General features: G+C 65.7%; 16 protein-coding genes. 6 read left to right on the top strand and 10 right to left on the bottom strand.

All coding sequences use genetic code 11. The features are described from left to right. Positions 1 to 68: 68 nt before the first annotated feature. Positions 69 to 1,874 carry a helix-turn-helix domain-containing protein gene (locus tag AC1RMY_RS00120; protein ID WP_492861910.1) on the bottom strand — a complete coding sequence of 602 codons (1,806 nt, stop codon included), beginning with the start codon at positions 1,872 to 1,874 and terminating at the stop codon, positions 69 to 71. Positions 1,875 to 2,008: 134 nt separating this feature from the next. On the opposite strand from AC1RMY_RS00120, the gene AC1RMY_RS00125 reads away from it, so the two are divergent. After that, the gene (locus AC1RMY_RS00125) at positions 2,009 to 2,614 is read left to right on the top strand and encodes an amino acid synthesis family protein (RefSeq protein ID WP_492861911.1); all 606 of its coding nucleotides are present in this window, start codon (positions 2,009 to 2,011) and stop codon (positions 2,612 to 2,614) included. Between the two features lie 103 nt (positions 2,615 to 2,717). On the opposite strand, the gene AC1RMY_RS00130 is transcribed toward AC1RMY_RS00125, so the two are convergent. Continuing rightward, positions 2,718 to 3,953: an MFS transporter gene (locus AC1RMY_RS00130; protein ID WP_492861912.1), complete on the bottom strand. Its 1,236-nt coding sequence runs from the start codon at positions 3,951 to 3,953 to the stop codon at positions 2,718 to 2,720. A 68-nt stretch (positions 3,954 to 4,021) separates the two neighbouring features. Between AC1RMY_RS00130 and AC1RMY_RS00135 the strand changes: the two genes are divergently transcribed. Beyond that, positions 4,022 to 4,450 carry a helix-turn-helix domain-containing protein gene (locus tag AC1RMY_RS00135; RefSeq protein ID WP_492861913.1) on the top strand — a complete coding sequence of 143 codons (429 nt, stop codon included), beginning with the start codon at positions 4,022 to 4,024 and terminating at the stop codon, positions 4,448 to 4,450. 280 nt (positions 4,451 to 4,730) lie between these two features. Here AC1RMY_RS00135 and AC1RMY_RS00140 read toward each other — a convergent pair whose 3' ends face one another. The 3 genes from AC1RMY_RS00140 to AC1RMY_RS00150 form a co-directional block, all read right to left on the bottom strand. Beyond that, positions 4,731 to 5,858, bottom strand: a complete 1,128-nt coding sequence (locus AC1RMY_RS00140) for an aminotransferase class V-fold PLP-dependent enzyme (protein WP_492863525.1) — start codon at positions 5,856 to 5,858, stop codon at positions 4,731 to 4,733. A gap of 121 nt (positions 5,859 to 5,979) precedes the next feature. Beyond that, on the bottom strand, positions 5,980 to 6,894 hold the full coding sequence (locus tag AC1RMY_RS00145) for a dihydrodipicolinate synthase family protein (protein WP_492861914.1): 915 nt from the start codon (positions 6,892 to 6,894) through the stop codon (positions 5,980 to 5,982). Positions 6,895 to 6,924: 30 nt separating this feature from the next. After that, positions 6,925 to 7,554, bottom strand: coding sequence for a LysE/ArgO family amino acid transporter (locus AC1RMY_RS00150; protein ID WP_492861915.1), 630 nt, complete (start codon positions 7,552 to 7,554; stop codon positions 6,925 to 6,927). Positions 7,555 to 7,621: 67 nt separating this feature from the next. On the opposite strand from AC1RMY_RS00150, the gene AC1RMY_RS00155 reads away from it, so the two are divergent. Further along, entirely contained in the window at positions 7,622 to 8,521 is a 900-nt protein-coding gene (locus AC1RMY_RS00155) for a LysR family transcriptional regulator ArgP (protein WP_492861916.1), read from the top strand. A 157-nt stretch (positions 8,522 to 8,678) separates the two neighbouring features. On the opposite strand, the gene AC1RMY_RS00160 is transcribed toward AC1RMY_RS00155, so the two are convergent. After that, positions 8,679 to 9,572 carry a LysR family transcriptional regulator gene (locus AC1RMY_RS00160; protein WP_492861917.1) on the bottom strand — a complete coding sequence of 298 codons (894 nt, stop codon included), beginning with the start codon at positions 9,570 to 9,572 and terminating at the stop codon, positions 8,679 to 8,681. 125 nt (positions 9,573 to 9,697) lie between these two features. Between AC1RMY_RS00160 and AC1RMY_RS00165 the strand changes: the two genes are divergently transcribed. The 3 genes from AC1RMY_RS00165 (at position 9,698) to AC1RMY_RS00175 (ending at position 12,530) form a co-directional block, all read left to right on the top strand. Further along, positions 9,698 to 10,882, top strand: a complete 1,185-nt coding sequence (locus AC1RMY_RS00165; RefSeq protein ID WP_492861918.1) for an MFS transporter — start codon at positions 9,698 to 9,700, stop codon at positions 10,880 to 10,882. Positions 10,883 to 10,904: 22 nt separating this feature from the next. Further along, positions 10,905 to 11,996, top strand: a complete 1,092-nt coding sequence (locus AC1RMY_RS00170; RefSeq protein ID WP_492861919.1) for an alpha/beta hydrolase — start codon at positions 10,905 to 10,907, stop codon at positions 11,994 to 11,996. A 180-nt stretch (positions 11,997 to 12,176) separates the two neighbouring features. After that, entirely contained in the window at positions 12,177 to 12,530 is a 354-nt protein-coding gene (locus AC1RMY_RS00175; RefSeq protein WP_492861920.1) for a cyclophilin-like fold protein, read from the top strand. A 152-nt stretch (positions 12,531 to 12,682) separates the two neighbouring features. On the opposite strand, the gene AC1RMY_RS00180 is transcribed toward AC1RMY_RS00175, so the two are convergent. From AC1RMY_RS00180 to AC1RMY_RS00195, 4 genes are all read right to left on the bottom strand, one after another. Next, complete coding sequence (locus AC1RMY_RS00180) at positions 12,683 to 13,522, bottom strand: 3-oxoadipate:acetyl-CoA acetyltransferase (RefSeq protein WP_492861921.1); 840 nt, start codon at positions 13,520 to 13,522, stop codon at positions 12,683 to 12,685. Positions 13,523 to 13,563: 41 nt separating this feature from the next. Further along, positions 13,564 to 14,844: a TRAP transporter large permease gene (locus tag AC1RMY_RS00185; RefSeq protein WP_492861922.1), complete on the bottom strand. Its 1,281-nt coding sequence runs from the start codon at positions 14,842 to 14,844 to the stop codon at positions 13,564 to 13,566. Then, entirely contained in the window at positions 14,841 to 15,446 is a 606-nt protein-coding gene (locus AC1RMY_RS00190) for a TRAP transporter small permease (protein WP_492861923.1), read from the bottom strand. Before AC1RMY_RS00190 ends, AC1RMY_RS00185 begins: the two co-directional genes overlap by 4 nt. A 147-nt stretch (positions 15,447 to 15,593) precedes the next feature. After that, complete coding sequence (locus AC1RMY_RS00195) at positions 15,594 to 16,601, bottom strand: TRAP transporter substrate-binding protein (protein ID WP_492861924.1); 1,008 nt, start codon at positions 16,599 to 16,601, stop codon at positions 15,594 to 15,596. Between the last annotated feature and the right edge of the window lie 7 nt (positions 16,602 to 16,608).

Here is a 16,608-nt window from a genome sequence, read left to right on the forward strand (position 1 = left end):
GCTAGGCAGGCGCGTCTCGGCTTTCTTCCTCCGGAACGGAGGACAGGCACGCAAAAGAATTCGCCGCTTCAGGGATGAGAGGCGGTCCGGCTTTCGATGATGCCGTGCATCTTGAGCGCCAACTCCAACGTGAAGCGCCGTTCCGGCGTATCCGCATTGATCTGGAACAACTCTTCGATCCGGGCGAGCCGATAGCGTAGCGTGGTGACATGCAGCCCCATCGCGTCGGCGCAGGGCTGACTACGGCATCCGGCGCGCAGATAGGCGGTCAGCGTTTCCAGATAGGGCGTGCCGTGCTCGCGATCATGCGCCGCCACCCTGCCGATGCTGCCCTCGACGAAGGTGCGCACCTCGGCCGCGTCGGCGGCGCCGATCAGCATCGGCAGCGGGCCGAAATCGAGCGCCGAGAGCACGCCACTGCGCCGGAAGCTGCGCGCGATCCGCAGCATGCGCCAGGCTCGCTCCCACTCTCCGGAATAATCGTCGAGCCCGTCGCAGACGCCGCCGATGACCGCGATGGGCTCGCCGCGGAAGCCGTGGCGCAGCGTCTCGACCAAACGCTGCGCGAAGCGATCGAGCCGCTCGCGATCATCGCCCGGCTGCGTCGGCAGGAGGCAGACCAGTCCGGTGCCGATGGCGATGACGTGGCAGCTCAGGCCATGTTGTCGCGCGAGTCGCTGGACACTCTGGTGAGCTTCCAACGAGCCGTTGCGCGCCCCGCTGGCGGCTCCAGGAAAATCGACGACGAGCATGCGCAGCGCGCGCGATAGCGGCAGGCCGAGATGGCGTGCCCGGCGGGCGATGTCTTCCGGATCGCGCCAGCGTCGTTCGACGATCTCGAAGAACAACTCGGTCAGCGTGCGGGTCTCGAAGCGGAATTGGATCACGCTGCGCATCATCTGGACGCTCAGCGCGAATTTCGCACTGTCCAGCATGAGCCGGCGCAGATCGTCGCCCGGCTCGGCGTCGAACAGGACGAGGGCGCCGACGGTCTCCGCATCGACGCTCAAAGGCTCGATCAAAGCAGGCAAGACCAGCTTTCCGCCGCTGGCATCGATTGTGACGCTGCCAACTTTCGTCTCGCCGTCGGCGACCGCAGCCTTGACCGTTGCGATGACGGGATCGGCCTGCCCCGAGGCCAACAAGGTGCGCCACGCAGCCTCGTCATAGGCGACGGGGACGGGCGAGCCTGCGGCGACGAGCGCGTTCTCGGCGAAATCCACCACTAGCACAGCACAGCGGAGGAGCTCGTTCAGCCGCACCGCCAGCGCGTCCGCCGATCCGCCCGACAGGACCTCCTGCAGCAAGGCGCCCTGGGCATGCAGCGCGCGGCGCTGCTCCTCGGCTGCGCGCCGCTCGGCCCGCAAGCGATGCTCGCGTTCGACCGCGATCGCGCCCAGGTGGGCTATCATGCCCATATAGGCGAGGTCGTCGGACGGCAGCGGCTTGCTCTCCCGCGAGATCAGGCTGAGCACCATGGGACGCCCATCGGCATCGGCGCTGGTCAGCGGCATCACCAGAACCGAGCGGTAATCCCGCTCGAAGGCCTCGCGCCGATAACCAGGGAACTCTTCCGATGCCCGCGCATCAGGGATGTAGACCGGCTCGCCAGTTCGCAGCGCGACGAGCGCCGGGCTCGTCGCCAATTCCCAGCGATCCTCGAGCTGGCGCCGCAGCAGCGTGGGGTCGTGACGGACCGAGACATGCGCGTAGCCATGGGCGACGTCCACGGACATAATCGAGCCCATGCTCCAGCCGCCATGCTCGCAGGCGGTCTTGACCAGATCGAACAGGATGCCAGGGAGATCGACGCCGGAATTGATCCGACTCGCCACCTCCCTGAGCGAGTGCATTTGCGAAACAGGCGTGAGCATGCACCTCGTCCATGTCCGATCTTGCGCAGCCTTGCAGCATTCCAGACATCAGACTTCCTCACAACCGTAGGAAGACAGCGGCGTTCGAGACAGTAGCCTCGCCGACATCGGGACTGAACTGTCGGGAGAAGGCCATGGACATCGGGGTGCGCAAGATTGCGACCTTCGTCGAGGAGACGATGATCGAGGGCGGCAAGGCCGCGCCGCGTCCGATCACCATGACCGTCGTCGCCGCGGTTGTGAAGAACCCCTGGGCCGGCCAGGGTTTTGTCGAGAACCTGCGCCCGGAGATCCTTCGCATCGCGCGCCCACTCGGACTGGAGATGACCCGCCGGCTGATCGCAGTGCTGCCGGACGAGCGCGTGGAGGCCTATGGCAAGGCCGCGATCGTCGGCGTGAACGGCGAGATCGAGCACGCCTCGGCGCTGATCCACACCCTGCGTTTCGGCAATACCTTCCGCGAGGCGGTGTCGGGCTCGACCTTCCTGAGCTTCACCAACACCCGCACCGGGCCGGGCGCGCTGATCTCGCTGCCGATGATCCACAAGAGCGAGACCGGCAAGCGCTCGCATTTCATTACCGCGACCTTCCAGATCGCTGACGCGCCGGGTCCGGACGAGATCGTCGTTGCGATCGGCGCTTCCGATGGCGGCCGCGCCCATCCGCGAATCGCCGACCGCTTCGAGGATATGAAGGAGATGGAGGCCGAGTTGCACGCGCGTGAGGTCGTCAGCGTCTGATCGACACCGACGGTCAATGACGTCCGTCGGCCTCGCGCCAAGTGCGGACGTTGAACGCCTGCCCAGAAGCGGAAATCAGAGGCTTGAGTTTTTGAAGCGGCGCCTATGACGCGCCCGATGAAGATCGTGCAGATCGAACTGCGATTCCGAGCGCCAAGCCGATTAGGCATGCGGCCGTTAAAAAGGTCAGGCGCATCCCGGTAGCAATCGATCGAGCACTCGCACCGACCAGCTCGGCGCTGCCAACCCCCGAAGCGAAGACGGCGCCCATCAGCCAGGCCCCTGCGATCAGTCCGAGATTCCGCGAAAACCCGAGCCAACCGGCAACGAGGCCGCGTTGCCGCCTCGTCACTTCAACCAGGGCAGCCGTGTTGTTTGCCGCCTGAAACAGCTGGTATCCTGGCGTCAGCACAAGCAGGGCCGCCAGGTAGCCGATGATGCCGGCCAGATCCGGCAATAGCGCCAGAAGGACGGCTCCGAAGGCCATGAGGGCAAGCCCGCCCACGATCATGCGTTGGTGCCCCCAGACATCGACCAATCGCCCGCAGGGAACGCCGCTGAGGATGGCGATCAATGGGCCAGCCGCCATGACGAAGCCCACCTGGGCAGCGCTCAGGCCCAGCCCAAGCGAGAGGTAGAACGGGCCAACCACCAGCGTCGTCATCATGACGGCCGCAACCAGCAGATTGACGAGCAGATGCGGCGCGATGTGCCGATCAGGGGAGAGCCAAGTTCTTTCGGTCCCGCCTCCCGGTGGGCCGTCCTCGGGCAACGTTGCGAAAGCCACAGCAAGCGTCCCGCTGGCCAACAGGGCCTGAACCCAAAACAGGGTTCGCCATCCCATGGCGGAGATGAGGAGCCCGCCGAGCGCAGGCCCGAGTGCGGTTCCAATCGCTGAGACCGTCCCCAAAAGTCCCATGGCGCGCCCGACATGCTGTTCCTCCGCAGTCTCGCGCATCAGGGCCATAGCGGTCGTCATCATGAAAGCGCCGCCGATTCCCTGCAGGGCACGGGCACAGCTCAATGCCCAGAGGCTGCCGGCAACGACGCAGAGCATCGAAGCGACAGCAAAAATCGCCAAGCCTACGATCAGCATTCGTCTCAGACCGAACCGATCACCCAGTCGGCCTGCAACGACAACCGCGATCGTCATCGTCCCGAGATAGGCGACGACGACGGACTGCACCTGGTTGAAGGGCGCAGCGAATGCCTCCGTGAGCGTCGGCAGCGCAATGTTCGCGATGCTCGTACCCATTGACGCGAGAAGCGCCGAGCCCGGCAAGGCCATGTAGAGGGCTGCCGAATTTCGTTTTACCGGACGCAATTTCAGCTTTTCCATGAGGTGGCCTCTTGCTTCGATCCCGTGTCGAGAGCAGGCTGCCACTTCAAGTCCACTTGAGGTCAAGCATGAATTTCATGGACATCGGCGAGGTTGCGCGGAGAAGCGGAATCAAGCCTTCGGCTTTGCGCTACTATGAAGAGATCGGGCTTATTGCCTCGGTTTCGAGGCTCGGCTTGCGAAGGCAATATGCGCCCGAGATACTGCTCCAACTCAAGCTAATCGTTTTGGGGCAGATGGGTGGCTTCTCCCTTGAGGAGATCACCACCATGTTTGGGCCCGATGGCAAGCCGGACTTGCCTCGCGCGGGACTCCACCAGAAAGCTGAAGCCATCAACCATCAGATCGTCAAGCTTAAGATGCTCCGCGAAACGTTGCGCCATGTCGCAGACTGTCCCGCACCGTCCCACTTGGAATGCCCGACGTTTCGACGCCTGTTGGAAGCCGGAACCGCCGGACGGCGTGGCCGGGCCACGACGAAACGCAAACGCTTGTGAACTGCAGCGAACCTTCCAACGGGCCTGGCACTATAAATCGCTCTCCTGAACCGCGCCACGTGCGGACATTCGCCGTCCGCCAGGAAGCGGACATTCCGAAGCAACCCCTCGCGGGGACCACTTTTGGCCCTTAGGTCCATTCAGTGGTGAAAAAAGCCTCGGCTTACATGACGACGGGGCCTCGCTCCGCTTGCTAGTTTACTGAGCCAATGGCCGACCGAATTGCTTTGGCGCGCCGACCGCAAGATCGGCCGATCAGGACCCAAGGCGGCCGTTCGGCTCAGCCTTCGAACCTTGCCGCGACTTCGACCTGGGCGATCAGATCCGCGACCTCTTCCTCGCGGTTGAAATAGTGCGGGGATGCCCTGACCACCGGCGGGAGATTGCGCGCGAAGGCGTCGATCGGCGTGCTCGCGGGCGGCGACACCGAGACGTTGATGCCCTTTGACGCCAGTCTCTGCATGACCTGCGGAGCCTCTATGCCATCGACGGTGAACGAGACGATGGAGGCGTGATGCCGGCCGAGATCATGCAGGCGAACACCGCGTATCTCGGTGAGCCCGCTGCGCAGTTGGGCTGAGAGCTGCCGGCAGCGCTCTTCGATCGGCGCGAGCCCGATGGCAAGGGCGTAGTCGGCCGCCGCGCCGAGCCCAAGTTTGGTGGCGTAGTTCGTCTCCCAGGTCTCGAAACGGCGCGCATCGGGGCGCATCTCGTAGGCGCCCAGGACCTCGACCTTCGCGCCGAAGACATCGAGCATGACCGGCTCGGTACGGTCGAGCAATTCCTTCCGCATGTACAGAAAGCCAGTGCCGCGCGGTCCTCGCAGAAACTTCCGTCCGGTCGCCGTGAGGATGTCGCACCCCAAGGCCTCGACATCGACCGGCATCTGGCCGACCGCCTGACAGGCGTCCAGCAGATAGGTCACGCCGCGCGCCCTCGCCACACGTCCGACATCTGCCGCAGGATTCACCAGCCCGCCATTGGTGGGAATCCAGGTGATGGCGATCAGCCGCACGCGATCATCGATCATGCGGTCGAGGGCTTCAGGGTCGAGCGCGCCCGCGTCGTCGTCAGGGATGACTTCGACCGACGCACCTGTGCGTTTGGCGACCTGTAGAAAAGCGATGTAGTTCGCCGCGAACTCGGCCGACGTCGTGAGGATGCGATCGCCGGGCTTGAAGGCCATGGCGTAAAGCGCACGCTGCCAGGCGACTGTCGCGTTCTCCGTGATGGCGACCTCGTCGCGATGCGCTCCGATCAAGCGAGCCACGCTGGCGTAGACGGCCAGAACGCGATCGGCCGCCTCTGCGGAGGCTTCGTAGCCGCCGATCTCCGCTTCGCGCCGAAGATGGCCCATAGTCGTTTCGATCACCGGCTGAGGCATCAGCGCCGCGCCGGCGTTGTTCATGTGGTTCCGGTGCAGCGTGCCGGGGGTATCGGCACGGATGCGGGCGAGATCGATCAAGGCGACACCTGCTCTGACGGGAGAAAGCCGGCGCGGCAAGGCGCTCTATCGCCGGGCGAAAACGTCACTGACGGCGGCGATCGACGATCAAGCGCTCGACAGCTGCGGCCACTGCGTCCTCTGAGGCTGCCGGAAGCGCTTGGATCGGAAGCGGCGGAGCGCCCGGGTTCAGGCCAAGCCGCTGGGCGACGGCATACATCACCCGCAAGCTCCCGTGCTGGCGGAACAGCGCCCAAAGCGGCTCGAACGCCGCCTGGATCGCGAGCGCCTCTGCCCGGTCGCCTGCCTGGGCAGCGCGTGTCAGACGGAGCGCGGGCTCCGGCAACAATCCCGCGACGACGCTGTACGAGGCTTCCGCCCCGGCCAGCAGGGCGGAAGCCGCTCCCCAGTCACCGCTGTACCCGATAGCGAGCCCGTCGCGGCAAGAGCTTCGCAGCCGCGCGATCGCGCCGGCAAAGTCGCCATCGGCCGGCAGCGGCATCTTGATGGCCGTGATGGTCGTCAGCTCGGAGAGACGGGAGACGAGCTCAGGCGTGAAGCTGAAATGCGTCGTGGTGGGATTGTTGTAGATGCAGATCGGCAGGCCGGTGGTGGCCGAGACGGACTCGAACAATCCGAACGCCTCATCCTGCGTCAGCGGCGTGTACGACATCGGAGCCAGCAGCAACCCGTCGGCCCCAAGCCGCTCGGCGTCGCGCGCCAGTTCCCTGACCCACGAGGCTCGCAGCGCGCCGATCCCGACGATCAGCGGCACGCGGCCCGCCACGGCCTCCGCCGCGGCGGCCACGGCACGCGAGCGTTCGCCGCGATCGAGATAGGCATAGGTGCCCGTGCTGCCCAACACGGCGACGGAATCGACTCCGGCCGTGACGAGCCGGTCGACCATGACGGCGAGGGCCTGCGTATCGACCACGCCGTCCTGATCAGCCGGCGTCAGCGGGAAGGCCGATAGCCCGCTGAACAGCTTCGCTTGGTTCATGGCAGCCTCCTCAGCCAAACCTGTCCGCCTTCAGTTCGCGAATGCACCCTGCAGCAGGCCGACCGATAGAGTCAGCATCATGATTCCGATCGCGATATCGAGAATGCGCCACGCGATCGGCTTGGCGAAGAGCGGCGCGAGGATCCGCGCGCCGAAGCCGAGCGAGGCGAACCAGGCGAAGCTCGCGCTTGCCGCGCCGATAACGAATGGGGTCCGCTCGGCTTGAGGCAGGCTCGTCCCCATCGCGCCCATCAGCAGCACGGTGTCGATATAGACATGGGGATTGAGCAGGGTGAATGCCGCCGTTCCGGCAAGGGCCGCGCCGAGCGTGACGCTGCCCGCCCCCTCCACGACCAAGGCCAATGAACGCGCTGCTCGCTGAAGAGCGGAGATCCCGTACCAGGCGAGGAAGGCAGCGCCGCCCAGGCTCAGCGCCATCGCAAGTCCTGGAACCAGCGCGAGCGCGGTACCAAGCCCGTTGACGCCGGCCACGATCAGGCTGGCATCGGCTGTCGCGCAGAACAGCACGATGGGCCAGACATGCTCGCGCTTGAGGCCCTGGCGCAGCACGAACATGTTCTGCGCGCCGATCGCGGCGATCAGGCCGAGGGACAGGGCGAAGCCCTTGGCGAAGGGAGGAAGGAGAAATGCGTCGGTCATGCCGTCTTGTGCGCGGGAGCAGCACGATAGGCTAGCTAAATCTGCTTAACCGAGATTAGAGTGACTAATGCTCGACTACCTATCGCTTTCTGCCGTTGCAGCCGTGGCCCGCGAAGGCAGCTTCGAGAAAGCCGCGGCTTCGCTTGGCGTGACGCCATCGGCCGTCTCGCAGCGGGTCAAAGGCCTTGAGGATCGTCTCGGCGCGATCGTTCTGGTGCGTGGATCGCCTTGCCGCCCGACCGAAATCGGCGCTCGGCTCTGCGCCCATGTCGAGCGGGTTCGGCTGCTCGAAAGTGACTTTGCTCAAACGTTGCCCGGCCTGACATCTTCCCCCGAGGGAGCCCCGACGATTCGGGTCGCCGTCAATGCCGATAGTCTCGGCACATGGTTCCCGCGCGTCGCCGTAGCCTTTTCAGACCAGACGGGCGGGCTACTCGACCTCGTCCTCGATGACGAAGGACACACAGCCGAGCGACTTCAGAGCGGTGACGTCCTCGCCGCGGTGACGGCCGATGCCGAGCCGGTCACGGGCTGCCGGATCCATCCATTGGGCCAGATGGCGTATGTTGCCGCCGCGAGCCCTGCCTTCGTCGCGAGCAACTTCGCCGGGGAGCTCGATGCCAACCGTTTGAACGCGGCTCCGATGCTGCGTTTCGATCGCCGCGATACGCTGCAGTTTCGCTGGGCGCAGCAGGCCCATGGCGCGGCGATCTCGCCGCCTACCCATTGGATCCCATCGACCCAAGGCATGCTCGACATGACCCTGGCCGGCTTGGGCTGGTCGATGGTCCCGGTACAGCTCGGGCAGCCTCTCATCGAACAAGGGCGTCTGGTCGAACTACCGCCCGGCAAGCGCCTCTGCGTCCCGCTCCACTGGCAGCGAACTCGGCTCGGCGCCCGGCTACTCGATCGACTGACCGACGCAGTCCGCACCACGGCGAGACAAGAGCTCGAAACAGCAGCCTGATGAAGGCAGTCAGATGAACTGCCCCACTCAATCTGCATGAACAGGCGCCCATGCCTGCTTGCTGGGCAGAAGTGTGTCTGGCCCCCAGCGGTCGCCTTAAATACAGAACAACTCTGTTCCGCCCCGCGCCGGAAAGCGGACCTACGAGCAGGCCGATCTAAACCCGGTATCGCAGCGCCTCGACGACTACCTTGAAGGCTGGGAGGTTCTGGCGGCGACTGGGATAATAGAGGAAGTAGCCGTCGAAGAAGGGCGACCAATCGTCGAGCACTTGCGTCAGGGCGCCGGACGCGAGTTCCATCTCGACGATGTCGTTCGGGACGTAAGCGATGCCAAAGCCGCTGACGGCCGCGTCGATCATCACATAGGAGTTATTGAAGGTGAGCTGGCCGCCCACACGCACCCGCAGCTCCTGGCCGCCCTTCTCGAACTCCCAGGCATAAAGGCCCCCCGCGCTTTCATGGCGCATGTTGATGCAGGTATGCCCGACCAACTCCTTGGGATGGCGGGGCCTGCCGCGGGCGGCCAGATAGGTCGGCGAGGCGACCGCGACCAAGCGCCAGTCCGGCCCGATCCGAACCGCGATCATATCCCTCTCGACGCTCTCTCCGAGACGGACGCCGGCGTCGAAGCCCTCCTCGACGATGTTGCGAAAGGTGCTGTCGAGGATCAGCTCGACGTTGATGTCTGGGTAGTCCTGCAGGACCGTCTTCAGTTTCGGCCAGACCACGCTGTACAGCGCGTGGTCGGACAGCGTCAGCCGGATCGAACCGGAAGGCCTGTCACGAAACGCGGAGAGGGCGGCGATCTCCTCGTCGATCTCGGTTAGGCGCGGCGCGATCGTCTGCAGGAGCCTGTCGCCCGCCTCCGTCAGCGCGACGTTCCTGGTGGTCCGCGTCAACAGCCGGATGCCCATCTGGGATTCGAGCTGCTTTATCGTGTGGCTGAGCGTCGACTGGGCCACGCCGATCCGGGCGGCGGCGCGCGTGAAGCTGCGCTCCTCGGCTACGAGCTGGAACCACCGAAGCCTGTTCAGGTCGCCGATCGACATCGCGGGTCCTCCCCAGCGAGATTGATTATTCGACCACTTCGATCAGTTCAATCCGTCGAGGGCGGCTAATCGAAGGATGCAGGGAGCGCTAGATCGTCCCCATTGAGATTGGGGAGGCGCTCGACATGGCAGCCGTGACCACCGTCGCCGAGGGAAAGCCCGTCGCCGCTTGGGGCGCCGTCCTGTCGATGGCGCTCTGCGTCTCGATGCTCATCGCGTCGGAGTTCATGCCGGTCAGCCTGCTGACGCCGATAGCGGCCGGCCTGAATGCGACCGAGGGCCAGACAGGGCAGGCGATCTCCGTCAGCGGGCTGTTCGCCATCGCCGCGAGCATGCTCGTCACGACCGCCGCCGGCCGGCTCGACCGCAAATGGGTGCTCGTCGCGATGACCGCCCTGATGCTGGCCTCGCTCGTCCTGGTCGCGTCGGCTCCCAACTTCGCCATGCTGATGCTGGGCCGCGCGCTGCTCGGGATCTGCATCGGCGGCTTCTGGGCCCTGGCCACGGCAGTCATCATGCGTCTGGTCCCCTCGGCCGACGTGCCGCGGGCTCTGGCCGTCATGCATGGCGGCCAAGCGATCGCCGCCGCATTCGCCGCGCCGATCGGAAGCTATCTCGGCGGCCTGATGGGCTGGCGTGCCGTGTTCTGGGCGCTGGTCCCGATCGTCGCCGTCAACCTCGTCTGGCACCTCGTCTCCCTGCCGTCGCTGCCCGCCCGCGGCCGGCAGGATGTCCGCGGCATGCTCGGCCTGCTTGCCCACCCGCATTTCCGGCGCGGCCTCCTCGCCGCCATGCTGTCTTGGGGCTCGGCCTTCACGATGTTCACCTACCTGCGCCCCTTCCTGGAGCAGGTCACGGGCGTCGACGTCGCCGTCCTCTCGACGCTGCTGCTCATGCTGGGATGCGCCGGATTCGTCGGCACCTGGGGCGCCGGCCGGTTCGTGACCGGCAGCGTCGCGCCCTTGCTCAGGCTTCCTGCGCTCGTCATGGGCGGCTGCACGCTCGGCCTGCTTTTGCTGGGCCGGTCGGTCGTCGCGGCAGGGCTGTTCCTGGCGATCTGGGGGGCGATGAACACCGCGATGTCGGTGGTCTGGATGACCTGGATGTCCCGGACCGTCGACGAGGCGCCCGAGGCCGCCGGTAGCCTGATGGTCGCCGCGATCCAAGCCTCGATCCTGTCGGGCGCGGTCCTCGGCGGCGTCCTGGTCGATGGCATATCCATTTCCGCGACCTTCGTAGGAAGCGTCGTGCTCGCCGCCTTGGCCGTCCTGCTGATCGGCGACGGCCGTTCCCTTCACAAGCCGAACTGACGCAAACCCAAAGGAACATGCCATGACAAAGGAACACGCCACCTCCGATCGACCCGACCGCCTGGACCGGCGCGGCCTCATGAAGCTAACGGGCGCGGGCGTGGCCATCGCCGCCGCGGCCTCGCTCGGCCGCGATGCGCAGGCGCAGACGCAGGCCCCCTCCGCCGGCTGGGACAAGACGTTCCCGCGCAGCGAGCGGGTCGACCATCGCAAGGTGATGTTCAGGAACCGCTACGGCCTGACGCTCTCGGGCGATCTCTACCTGCCTAAGGCGCGGGGCGATGGCCGGCTCGCGGCTATCGCGGTTGGCGGCCCGTTCGGCGCGGTGAAGGAGCAGTCGTCGGGACTCTACGCCCAGACCATGGCTGAGCGCGGATTCGTGACCCTGGCCTTCGATGGCTCGTTCACAGGCGAGAGCTCGGGCGAGCCGCGCAACGTCGCCTCGCCGGACATTAACACCGAGGACTTCAGCGCGGCCGTCGACTTTCTCGGCCTGCAGCCCATGGTCGACCGCGAGCGCATCGGTGTGATCGGCATCTGCGGATGGGGTGGGATGGCGCTGAACGCCGTCGCGGTCGACAAGCGGGTCAAGGCCGTGGTCGCGAGCACGATGTACGACATGACCCGCGTCATGTCGAAGGGCTACAACGACAGCGTGACGCTCGACCAGCGCACGAAGGCGCTGGAGCAGCTGAGCCGACAGCGCTGGGAGGACGCAGCCAAAGGCGCACCGGCCTACCAGCCGCCCTACAACGACCTCAAGGGCGGCGAGGCGCAGTTTATGCTCGACTATCACGACTACTATCGCACCAAGCGCGGCTATCATTCGCGAGCGGTGAACTCCGGCAATTCCTGGACGCAGACCACGCCGCTGTCCTTCATGAACATGCCGGTCCTCACCTACATCAAGGAGATCGCGCCCCGGCCGGTCCTGTTCGTCCACGGTGAGAAGGCCCATTCGCGCTACTTCGCCGAGACCGCCTTCGCGGCGGCGGCCGAACCGAAGGAGCTGGTGATCGTCCCCGGCGCCAGCCACGTCGACCTGTACGACAAACCGGACGCGATCCCGTTCGACAAGCTGGTGGCGTTCTTCGACCGCCATCTCGTCGCGTGATGCCGACCGGACGGGAGGATCGGGCCGTCGCTCCTCGCGTCGGCCCGAGGGCCTGCGCCGCCGGGCCATCGATGGACGGCGGCGAGATGGCGAACGAAATTCTCTTGGGAGGACCGGACAATGCCGTTCAGGACCATTCGCATCGTCACGGCGATATTCCTCGGAACGATCGGAGCAGCCATGGCTCAGGAACGCATCAGGATCTCGTCGGAGTGGGGTTCGGTCACGGCCGAGCTCGTCGACAACGCGGCCACCAAGGCACTGCTCGGCATGCTGCCGCTGACCATTCCCATGACGGATCACCTTCGGCAGGAGAAGACGGGAAGCCTGCCAGCCGGCCTGCCGGCCGCACCGCGCCAGCGGGCCTTCGCCAACGGAACGATCGGGCTATGGGGCCCGGACCACTTCGTCGTCTACTATCGCGATGGCCAGGTCCCGCAGCCCGGCATCGTCATCCTCGGCGAGGCGAAGGGCGGCGCGTCGATCTTCGATAGGCCCGGGACGGTCTCGATCCGCGTCGAGCGCGCTGATTAAAGATGGCTGAGCCCATGCGAGCAGCCAACCGCCGTCTGCTAGGGCTGCAGACGAGTTTGACGGCGCTGTGCGCCAATAGCGGAACCTGGATTGTTGCCCGGAACCGGACCTTCCTGATTCGGCCGCTGCGATCGGCGCCCAACGGAACTGAATCAGGTGGCCGCCTCTGCCGAGAGACTCAGCAAGCGCCGCGCTTCCATCGCCGTTGCCGGACGCCGGCCGTATTCGGGGCAGAGAGCGACGATGCGTTCGACCAGCGCAGCATTCGACGGGGCCAGCGTGTCACGGTCGAGCCGGACATTGTCCTCAAGACCCGTGCGACAATGGCCGCCAAGTTCGAGCGACCAGCGGTTGAGCTTGATCTGGTCGCGGCCGATGCCGGCGCCGGTCCAGGTCGCGTCGGGGACGAGGCGTTTCAAGGTCGCGATGTAGAACTCGAACACGGTGCGGTCGACCGGCATGGCGTTCTTGACGCCCATGACGAACTGCACATGCAGCGGTCCCTGGATCGCTCCGGAAACGGCCATCTCGGCTGCCTTGAAGATCATCGACAGGTCGAAGGCCTCGATCTCCGGCTTGACGCCATGCGCCTTCATCTCGGCGGCGAGCCAGTCGACCAGTTCCGGGCTGTTCTCGTAGACCCGAGTCGGGAAGTTGCAGGAGCCGGTCGAGAGCGAGGCCATGTCGGGCTTGAGCGGGATCATGCCGCCGCGCCCGCGCCCCGCGCCGGAGCGACCGCCGGTCGAGAACTGCACGATCATGCCCGGACAATGCTTGCGCAGGCCTTCGAGCAGGCGCCCGAAACGCTCGGGATCGGACGTCGGCGCGCCGTCTTCGCCGCGGACATGGCAATGGACCAAGCTCGCCCCGGCCTCGAAGGCTGCCTGGGTCGATTCGACCTGCTCGGCGATGGTGATCGGCACGGCCGGATTGTCGCGCTTGGTCGGCAGGGAACCGGTGATCGCGACCGTGATGATGCAGGGCGTGGTCATGGCGAGATGTCCTGAAGGGCTGCGGGCGTAGGCGGCTCCGGTCACCCGCCGAACAATCTTGCCGGCCAGGTCACAAGCATCGGGAACAGGACCATCAGGAATAGCACGACGAGCTGCGCCAGCATGAACGGCCAGACGCCCTTCATGATCTCCTCCATGCTGATCTTGGAGACCCCGGCGACGACGTTGAGCACCGTGCCGACCGGCGGAGTGACCAGCCCGATGGCGTTGTTCACGATGAAGAGCACGCCGAAATAGACCGGGTCGATCCCCGCCGCCTTGACCACAGGCATCAGGATCGGCGTCAGGATGAGAATCGTCGGCGTCATGTCCATCGCCGTACCGACCACGACCACGATCGCCATGATCGCGAACAGCAGCAGGGTCTGGTTGCCCATGAAGGGCTGCAGCAGGTCGACGATCGCGGTCGCGGTCTCGGAGATGGTGATCAGCCAGGACGATACCAGGGCGGCGGCGACCAGCAGCATCACCACGGCGGTGATCTTGGCTGAGTTGACGAAGACTTCGAACAGCTCCGACGGCTTGAGCTCGCGGTAGACGAAGACGGCGACCACCAGCGAATAGACCGCCGCGACCACGGCCGCCTCGGTCGGCGTGAAGATGCCGAACTTCAGGCCGAAGATGATGATGAAGGGCAGCATCAGCGCCCAGACGCCCTCGCGCAGGGCGCGGCCGATCTCGCCGGCGGAGCGGCGCGGCGGGCTCTCGATCGTCTCCTTGCGCACCTGCCACCACCAGGCGGCGGCCAGACCGAGACCGAGCAGCAGACCGGGCACGATACCGGCGAGGAAGAGCTTGGAGATCGAGACGCCGCCGACGACGCCGAAGATGACGAAGCCGATGCTCGGCGGGATCACGGGGCCGATCACGCCCGCTGCCGCGATCAGGCCGCAGGAGCGGGCCTTGTCGTGGCCGGCCCGGACCATCATCGGCACCAGCAGCGCCGAGAGCGCGGCGGCATCGGCCACCGCCGATCCCGACAGCGCCGACAGGATGCAGGCCGCTAGGATCGCGACATAGCCGAGCCCGCCCTTGACGTGGCCGACCAGAGCGAGCGCGACATCGACGATGCGCCGCGACAGTCCGCCGGTGTTCATGATCTCGCCGGCGAGCAGGAAGAAGGGCACCGCCAGCAAGGGGAAGGAATCGGCGCCGTTGATGATGTTCTGAGCGACGATCTGCGCGTCGAAGATGTCCATGTAGTACATCAGCGCGATGCCGCTGATCAGCAGCGCATAGGCGATCGGCATGCCCAGCGCCATGGTGCCGAGCAGCGACCCGATGAAGACGGCGATGGTCATGGCCGCGGCTCCCCCTTGCCAAGTGTCACAGGCGCGGCCGACAGCTCGCGCCGGTCGCGCTCGGCGAGCTCGCGCTGGAGCGCCTCGAACTCCTCCTGCTCCTCGGTTTCCTTGATCATCACGAGTTCGTCCTCGCTGAGCCTGCCGGTGAGGACACGGCAGAGGTCGTGCAGCAGGACCAGGCCCGTCGAGACGCCGAAGACGATGCCGACGCCATAGAACCAGCCCATCGACAGGCCCGACGCCGGCGCCGCTACGTCCCAGTTGATCATGGTCTGCTGCCAGCTCCCCTGGAGCAGCAGCCAGGTGGCGAAGAGCATCAGCAGCAGGCTGAAGACGAGGCAGGCCTGCTTGCCGGCCTTGGGCAGGAGCAGCAGCAAGGTGTCGACGCCGAGATGGCCATGCTCGCGCAGGGCGATGATCGCGCCGAGGAAGGTCAGCCAGACGAAGAGCCAGCGCGAGATCTCGTCAGAGACCGTGATCCCCGAATTGAAGCCGTAGCGCAGCACGACATTGCCGAAGACGAGCACGACCATGATCGCCAGGAACAGGGCGATCAGGCTCTTCAGCAGCTTGAAATAGCCCTCGACGATCATGGTCATCGCCGCCTCCTCCCCATTGTTCTCATTCTTTGCAGCCGGCGCGCCGGAGTGTTCGCCATCGGCTGATCGGCGGCAGCAGCGCGCGCCGCGACCGATCGACCGGGACAGGACCGGCGGCCGACGCCGCCGGTCAGAGCCTCGTCGCGATCACTTGCGGCCGGCAGCGAGGGCCGCATTGATCTCCTTGACGAGATCGGGGGCGACCTCGTTGGAGAACTTCTCGATCACGGGCTTGGCGGCATTGCGGATGCGCGTCATCTCGGCGTCGGAGATCGTGTTGGCGGTCATCCCGCCCTTCTGCAGATCGGCAAGCGCGGCGGCTTGCGCCTCGCGCGAGGTCTTGCGCTGGAAGCCCTGGGCCTCCTTGGCCGCAGCCTGGAACAGCGCCCTTTCATCGGCCGAGAGCTGATCCCAGAGCTTCTTCGACATCAGCAGCGACTGCGCATTGTAGATGTGCTTGGTTTCCGAGACGAACTTCTGGACCTCCTGGAACTTGTTGCCGAGGATGGTCGGATAAGGGTTCTCCTGGCCGTCGACCACGCGCTGCTCGAGCGCGGTGTAGACCTCCGGGAACGCCATCGCCACGCTGTTGGCGCCGAGCCCGTTGAACAGCTCGATGAACAGCGGCGACTGCAGCACGCGCAGCTTGAGCCCCTTGAAGTCCTCCAGCTTGGCGATCGGGTGCTTCGAATTGGTCACGTTGCGAAAGCCGAGCTCCCAGAAGGAGAGGCCGACCAGCCCCTTGTCCTCGAGGCTCTTGTGGAGCTTCTCACCGATCGGGCCGTCGACGATCTTGTCGGCTTCCTCGGGATTGTTGAAGAGGAAGGGCAGGTCGAGCGCGGCGAAGCGCTTGTCGAGGCCGACGAGCAGGCCCGCATTCAGCAGCACGAAGTCGATCGTGCCGCCCTGGACGGCCGAGACGTTCTGGAGGTCGCCGCCGAGCTGACCGGCCGGGAAGGTCCTGATGTTGATCTTGCCGCCAGACTTCTCCTTCACCAGTTCGGCGAACCTGGTCATGCCCAGGCCCTGCGGCGTGCTCGCGACGTTCTGGGTGGTGAAGCGCAAGGTGCGCTCCTTGATCTGGGCGAAGGCGCCGCTCGGGATGAGAGCGGTCGCGAAGGCGGTCGCAGCGATCAGATGCTTGATATAGCCCATGGTGTGT

Source organism: Allobosea sp. GW822-FHT03F07, from assembly GCF_058801345.1.